6 protein-coding genes and 1 pseudogene are annotated in these 7096 nt (G+C 64.1%); 6 read left to right on the top strand and 1 reads right to left on the bottom strand.

Going from position 1 to position 7096, the window contains the following annotated elements:
• Together WAN02_RS14550 and WAN02_RS14545 are read left to right on the top strand one after the other, a co-directional pair.
• A partial coding sequence (locus WAN02_RS14550) for a helicase C-terminal domain-containing protein (RefSeq protein ID WP_422264907.1) occupies positions 1-432 on the top strand: 432 nt, incomplete at its 5' end.
• Between the two features lie 105 nt (positions 433-537).
• Positions 538-882, top strand: coding sequence for a hypothetical protein (locus tag WAN02_RS14545; protein WP_422264906.1), 345 nt, complete (start codon positions 538-540; stop codon positions 880-882).
• A gap of 12 nt (positions 883-894) precedes the next feature.
• Here the strand turns inward: WAN02_RS14545 and WAN02_RS14540 are convergent, their stop codons facing one another.
• Positions 895-3507, bottom strand: a complete 2613-nt coding sequence (locus WAN02_RS14540; RefSeq protein WP_422264905.1) for a glycosyltransferase family 1 protein — start codon at positions 3505-3507, stop codon at positions 895-897.
• 708 nt (positions 3508-4215) lie between these two features.
• Here WAN02_RS14540 and WAN02_RS14535 point away from each other — a divergent pair.
• From WAN02_RS14535 to WAN02_RS14520, 4 genes and pseudogenes are all read left to right on the top strand, one after another.
• Entirely contained in the window at positions 4216-4788 is a 573-nt protein-coding gene (locus WAN02_RS14535; RefSeq protein ID WP_422264904.1) for a hypothetical protein, read from the top strand.
• A 455-nt stretch (positions 4789-5243) separates the two neighbouring features.
• Positions 5244-5699 (top strand): hypothetical protein, encoded by a 456-nt coding sequence (locus WAN02_RS14530; protein ID WP_422264903.1) that lies wholly within the window; start codon positions 5244-5246, stop codon positions 5697-5699.
• A gap of 320 nt (positions 5700-6019) precedes the next feature.
• Positions 6020-6205: pseudogene (locus WAN02_RS14525) on the top strand (YegP family protein).
• Positions 6206-6354: 149 nt separating this feature from the next.
• Positions 6355-6693 (top strand): hypothetical protein, encoded by a 339-nt coding sequence (locus tag WAN02_RS14520; RefSeq protein WP_422264902.1) that lies wholly within the window; start codon positions 6355-6357, stop codon positions 6691-6693.
• Positions 6694-7096: the final 403 nt, after the last annotated feature.

The following is a 7096-nucleotide window of genomic DNA, read 5'->3' as shown; positions in this document are numbered from 1 at the left end:
ACCCCGACGCTCGTCGAGCAGTTCGCCGCCGACCCGGCGACGTCGCTGTTCGGCACCTTGTCGCTGTGGCAGGGCGTCGACGTGCCCGGCCCGTCGCTGTCGTTGGTGATCATCGACCGCATCCCGTTCCCGCGGCCCGACGATCCGCTGCTGTCGGCCCGCCAGCGGGCGGTGGTCGCCGCCGGGGGCAACGGTTTCATGGCCGTCGCGGCCAGTCACGCCGCGCTGCTACTGGCCCAGGGGGCCGGGCGGCTGCTGCGCGGCATCGACGACCGCGGCGTGGTCGCGGTGCTGGACTCGCGGATGGCCACCGCCCGCTACGGCGACTATCTGCGCGCCTCGCTGCCGCCGTTCTGGCCGACCACCGACGCCGCCGCAGTGCGGGCGGCGCTGACCAGGCTGCGCGGCGCAGGCGATGCCCCGCCTGCGTGACGTGTGCACGGAGCAAAACCGTCCGAATGGCATGAAAGGTGTGCTTGGGTAAGGCCCCGTTGCCGAACCAAGCGACGGATGCCCCTGCGTTGAAGGAACATTCCGATGAACAGATTTCTCGTGGTTCCGGCCCTGCTCGCAATCGGCATCGCCTCCGCCCCTGCGGCGCAGGCTTACCCCGGCGATCAAGCCGACGCAGAACAAGCTGTCACGGCGATCTACAACCGGGTGCAGCGCGGCTGCACGCCGAGCATGCCGCCGTCGTTGCAGTCGATCAGTTGGTCGCGGTTCAACCCGGAAAGCGGCGGCGAAGGCCGGATCGTCGATGCCAATCAAGGCTTGGGTGGCCCGTTCATTGTGACATACTGGAATCCGAAAGTTGGCCCCGCCCAAGACTCTCCACCGTTCCGAGCGTACGGCCAGTGGGGTGTCAACATCGAATTCTGTTGATAAACACCGAGATCAGGCGAGCGTGACCAAACCCAACTCGGCCGCCGAGGCCAGCATCGGGTTATTCGGTAGCACCCGCACGGTGTAGCCCACTGACCCGGCGACCGGCAACGGCGTCGTCGTCGAGAAGACGTGGTCGCCGCCGGCCGCGGTGCCGGTGTAGGGCATGTCGACGGTGATCGGATCGACCAGCGCGTCGCCCGTGTCCACCCTGCCGACCACTGCCTGGACGGTGACCTCGTCGGGCCGCAGCCCGGCCAATTGCACGGTCGCGGTCAGGGTGAGCTTCGATCCGAGCACCGGAGTGTCCGGCAGCCCGGTGCTGTCGACGTCGGTGATGCGAATGTGCGGCCATTCCTCGAACGCGCGCCGACGGTAGCCCGCCAGCTCGCGAGCAGGATCGAACGCGGACTGGCCGTCGCCGTCGACGCTGACGGTCCTGCGCAATGACTCCGCAGCCGGCAGATAGTAGCCCTCGGTGTAATCGCGAACCATCCTGGAGGCCAACACTTTCGGCCCGAGGGTCTGCAACGTGTGGCGGACCATCTCGATCCACCGGCGCGGAGTTCCCTGTTCGTCGCGCTCGTAGAACCTCGGCGCCACCGACTTCTGCAACAGGTCGTAGAGCGCGGCCGCCTCCAGGTCGTCACGGCGCTCCTCGTCAGCGACGCCGGATGCCGACGGTATCGCCCAACCGTTCTCGCCGTCGTACCACTCGTCCCACCACCCGTCGAGGATCGACAGGTTCAGCCCGCCGTTCAGCGCGCTCTTCATTCCCGAAGTGCCGCAAGCCTCTAACGGCCGCAGCGGGTTGTTCAGCCACACGTCGCAGCCCCAATACAGCAGTCGGGCCATCGACATGTCGTAGTCCGGCAGGAACGCGATCCGGTGGCGCACCTCGGGGCGGTCGGCGAACTGCACCACCTGCTGGATCAGCGCCTTGCCGCCGTCGTCGGCAGGGTGGGACTTGCCCGCGACGATCAGCTGGATCGGCTTTTCCTCGTTGAGTAGCAGCTTCTCCAGCCGGTCCGGGTCGCGCAGCATCAGCGTCAGACGCTTGTACGTCGGCACGCGCCGAGCGAATCCGATGGTCAGCACGTTGGGGTCGAACGCCGCCCCGATCCAACCCAATTCGCCCTCGGGCGCACCACGTTCCCGCCAAGAACGGTGCAGCCGCGCCCGGACATCCTCGACCAGCAGTGTGCGCAGTTGCGATCGGATCCACCACAGATGACCCGCGTCGACCTCGTTGACTCGTAGCCAGACGCCGGGGTCGCTGAACGAGTCCGACCCGAGCAGTTCCTGACCCAGCTGCAACCATTGCGGCGCCGCCCAGGTGCGGGCATGAACGCCGTTGGTGATCGACCCGATCGGCACCTCGTCTGCGTCGAAACCCGGCCACAGTTCGTTGAACATGGCCCGGCTGACCTCGCCGTGTAGCAGCGAAACGCCGTTGGCGCGCTGGGCAAGTCGCAGACCCATGTGGGCCATGTTGAATTTCTCCGGATCGTCTTCGGCACCAAGCGCCAAGATCCTGGCGATCGGCACGCCGGGCAGCAGCACCGAACCGGCGGCGATACCAGCTCCGTCGGCGGTGTTGCCGGCGAAATACCGCCGCACCATCTCGACCGGGAACCGGTCGATGCCGGCGGGCACCGGGGTGTGCGTGGTGAACACTGTGCTGGAGCGCACCACGGTCAGGGCGGTGTCGAAATCCAAACCGGCATCGACCAATTCGCGGATCCGCTCGGCGCCGAGGAATCCGGCGTGGCCCTCGTTCATGTGGTACACCTCGGGCGCCGGCAGGCCTTCGATCGAGGTGTACGCGCGAATCGCCCGAATACCGCCGATCCCTGCGAGGATCTCCTGCTGCATGCGATGCTCCTGGTCGCCGCCGTAAAGGCGGTCGGTGACCCCGCGCATCTCGTGGTCGTTCTCCGGGATGTCGGAGTCCAGCAGCAGCAGCGGTACCCGCCCGACTTGGGCGACCCAGATCCGGGCCCGCAGCCGATCGGAATCCGGCAGTGCGAGCTCAACCAGCGCGGGCGTGCCCGCACCGTCGGTGAGCAGTCGCAACGGCAAACCCTGCGGATCCAGCGCCGGGTAGGTCTCGTGCTGCCAGCCGTCCGCGGTCAGCGATTGCCGAAAGTAGCCGGAGCGGTAGTACAGGCCGACCGCGATCAGTGGCAACCCGAGATCCGAGGCGGCCTTCAGATGGTCGCCGGCCAGGATCCCCAAACCGCCGGAGTAGTTCGGCAGCACCTCGGCGACGCCGAACTCCATCGAGAAGTAGGCGATGCCGTTGGGCATCGGGGTGCCGTTGTTCTGTTGCTGCTGGTACCACAGTGGACGGCTCAGATAATCGTTGAGTTCGGCGGCCAATCCATCCAGCCGGTCCAGGAAGCCGCCCTCGAGCGCCAGCTCGTCGAGCCGGGTCGGGCTGACCGCCCCCAGCAGGGCGACCGGATCCCGACCGCACTGGTTCCACAGCGTGGGATCGATCGCATCGAAGAGGTCCTGCGTGGGTTTGTCCCACGACCATCGCAGGTTGATCGACAACTGTTCGAGCGCCGCCAGGCGTTCCGGGAGATGGGCGCGGACCGTGAACCGACGGAGGGCTTTCACGCGTCACTACCTTACTGACGATGTGCTCTCCGCGCCTTTTAGGGTTCAGGCTGGTCACAGTGCTTTCACCTCCGAACGTCAGTGCTAATTCGCTTGTCGTGCCCACAATTTGCCCACACTTTCCGCGACGGATGTGAGATCGGAGTCGAACAAATCTGCGTATACGTCGAGCGTCATAGCGGCGCTGGCGTGCCCGAGCATGCGGGCGACCACCTTCGGGTTCGCGCCTGCGCTGATCGCTAACGAGGCGCCGTGTGCCGCAGCGCATGCGCGGTGACCCTGGGGAACTCGGGATCTTTCTTCTGGCATCGAGCGACGGCGCCAGATAACCACGACCTAACCGAGTTTCCCTGCTGCGCCCGGGTTTTACTACTGCCATTTGTTTTCCTCGGGCGGGCGGGGGAATGGCAGCGAGTCGAGACGCTGCCGGGGTTGGTCGGCAACTACTTGCTCGGTCGCCGGCCAACCCCACCATCACCGCCTACCGCTACACGACGGGATCTCCGACGCCCTCGGGGCTATAGCGGCCGCGACATGTGGGACGAGGCTTTACCAGAAGCCCGCTTCGCGGGCGCCGATAGAGCTAATTGACTGGAATGCTAAATAGTTAATAGTTGACTATGTAGAGGCTGAGAGTAGCCTAATAGCCCTATTCGATTGTCCCCGCACTGACGCCCGATGCGGCCCGTTCAGAGCGGAGGAACTCCAATGAACAACGCTGAAGTTAGCGATAGTCGTAACCGCCGGTGGACTGTCGGCGTCGCTTTCGCGGCTGCCCTGATCGGACTGGCCAACACTCCCGCAGCCGAAGCCGAGGGCCCGTTCGAGGACCTGTTCGGCGATAGCGGATTCAACTCCTGGACGCCCGCGGCGGATGCCTCCCTGCTCAGTAGCGGTCCGACTCTGGCCGGCGCGCTGGATACGAGCGTCCAGCACTTCATCGAGAACGTTGCTGCGGCCGACCCGATCACCACCCTGATCTCCGAAGCGGACCCCAGCGCGTTCACATTCAGCGATGAAACGTTTATCGACGGACCGGGCGGTACGACCCTTTGGCCAGCAGTGCCCATCGGTACGATCGCGGACTGCACATATGGGTGCGATTTCGCGACCGTCCCCATTCCTCAGGACAGCATCGGTGATATCGCCCTGGGCTCCGACTACCTGGGGTACCTCGGCGGCCTCGACACCTTCGGCAACCCGTTGGACTTCGTCTCGCTGGCCGAGTTTGATCTTGTGTTCTACCCCCTCTTAGCACTCGGAGTCCTCTTAGGTATTTGATTCACGATTCGAATCCCGTCGAGCCGGCGCTGTTGTTCGTCCTGCCACATCGAGACTGGGCCTCTGTCTCGGAGTCGGCAATGCGGCCCAGGCTGCGGCGCGTAAAGGACTGCGCCGCACCAACACCGCCATGCCATATGCCGCCCATTGCATGTACACCACACCGAGCTGACCGACCATCCCAGGTCGGTGTAGGCGTGCCCGTCCGGACAGCACGTCGGTGGCACGACCACCCAGCCCCGCTCGGTGGGCACGAGGTCGCCGACGAAGTGGTTCGGGAAGTCGTTGCGACGCGCATTGGCCACGGCGATGTTGTACCCCGAACCACCGACACATCTACGACCCCCAGCGCGCACATCTACGTTTCAGGGCCGATGGTTTTCAACCGCTTACGCCGCACTGTCGAACGGTAGCCCGCTCCGACTACATGGGGCCTGTCGAGAGGAGAAGAGATCATGACAACACCTACTGGCATGGTGATGGGGGCTGTCGCCGCTGTCGCGGCCGCGCTGATCGGACTCGCTCCCGCGGCCAGGGCCGACGAACCCGATCCGTTCCAGCTACTTTTCGGCGACAGCGGAATCAACACCTGGACCCCCACGGCTGACACGGATTTGGCGGCGCTGAGCCCGACCCTGGCCAGCGACTTTGCCGCGAGCGTCGACGGCTTCGAATCAGGTGCTGGGGATTTGTATTCTGAAGACCCGTTCACCCTCGCGGCCGACCATTTCGACCCGATCGCGTTTATCGCCAACCCCGATGGTGTTGGCCTCCTTCCGGACAACGGCATTGCTGACCTCGCCGTGGGCCTGGATTACACGCTGTTTTCCACCGGCGGCTACGGGTTGGTGGACCCGTTTGTCGATGCGCTGCTGGGTGCGCTCGGTGTCCCTGGCTTGGTCGGGTTTTGACCATCGAACGACGAATCGTCGGCGCAGCTATCGCGCAGTTACGAGTGACGAAATGAGCGCCATGTTCGCGGGTATCGCGTTCACCGTAATTTTTTCGATACCGGCGCTAGTTCGTGAGATTCGCTTAGCGCGGCGCTACGAATCGCCCGCCAGCGGCTCGAGGTCCTGGCCCGCAGTTGGTATCGCGTCTACTAACCCACAATCGCAGCGCCGCATCCAGAACGCGCCAGCCTCCATCAAGGTCCGACAGAAACCTCAACACGCGCTCGGGGACGTTGCTAGCGTCGTCAACAACAGCCCCGAGACCGAGGGAGAACACGATGGCAGCCAAGTTCGAGATCTCGAAGGATCACGCCGGCAAGTTCCGGTTCCACCTGAAAGCCCCGAATGGCGAAATCATTGCCGCAAGCCAGGGATAGGAGACAAAAACCAACGCCGAGAAGGGTATTGAGGCGATCAAGACCCACGCGGCTGGCGCTAAGGTCGAAGACCACAGCGAAACCTAGAGCTGTGGCGTAGTGCCAGCCATTCATAGCCAGGCAGTGTGGCCTGGGACATGTTTATTTATCCGCGCTCCGGCGCAGCTTTCGTTTTTCCCCGAGTCAAGACTCGGTATTGTCGTAGCGTTCTTCTCGGGGAATCGGAAGGACGGTGGATGGAGACAGCCCAACGCGCATTGATCGGCGAGGCCATTGAGACGCTCGACGGGGCCGACGCCGACTTGCTGAAGCTGACAGAAATCGAGCAGCGCCTGGTCGCACTCACCGCTCAGGTGGGCACCCTTCTCGCGGGGTTCGGTGCCTCCATCGCGGAAGGCCAGGCCCAGCTCATGGCGGCCACCCTGAAGATGCAAGAGGCGCAGATGAGCTTCAACCTTCAGTATCTCCAGCTCCAGAACCAGATGCAGAACGACAACCGCCAATTTACGATGGTTAGCAACATCATGAAGACGAAGCACGACACGGTGAAGAACACGATCAGTAACATCCACTGATCGGTTCGATGTAGCGGCTTGTCAAACCGCGAGGACGCTTTTCGCCTAATCTGCTATCTCCGAACCTTTGCCGTGGCCTGGACGCTGGCCGACCTCGGCTGTCGGCGGCATGAATCGGCCCGCCACAGGAGAGAGGTGGCGGGCCGATTACTCACTTGGACGTGGAGTACTCGGCCGCGTTACGACACCCCGGCAACGGCATTGGTCTATGGGCTGCCTGCCCACGCCGTGCCCACAATTTGACCAGAGTTACGGTTATCTCTGGTGAACTACTGCGATGCCGAAACGGCAGGTCAGGCGTGGTTATGCCCCTGACCAGGGCGGGTGGGGACAGTACCTTACTGACGCCGGGGCAGGTTTCGCCTCCCGAACAACTCGCGCCACCCGGCCTCAGGTGTGGCTC

It is taken from the genome of Mycobacterium sp. (assembly GCF_049281135.1).
Taxonomy (GTDB): domain Bacteria; phylum Actinomycetota; class Actinomycetes; order Mycobacteriales; family Mycobacteriaceae; genus Mycobacterium.
The sequence above is the reverse complement of the archived record's forward strand: the minus strand, read 5'-3'. Positions and strand labels throughout refer to the sequence as shown.

Coding starts and splice junctions, on each gene's coding strand:
- WAN02_RS14530 (WP_422264903.1), top strand. CDS start 5,244: ATGACAACACCTACTGGCATGGTGATGGGGGCTGTCGCCGCTGTCGCG.
- WAN02_RS14535 (WP_422264904.1), top strand. CDS start 4,216: ATGAACAACGCTGAAGTTAGCGATAGTCGTAACCGCCGGTGGACTGTC.
- WAN02_RS14520 (WP_422264902.1), top strand. CDS start 6,355: ATGGAGACAGCCCAACGCGCATTGATCGGCGAGGCCATTGAGACGCTC.
- WAN02_RS14545 (WP_422264906.1), top strand. CDS start 538: ATGAACAGATTTCTCGTGGTTCCGGCCCTGCTCGCAATCGGCATCGCC.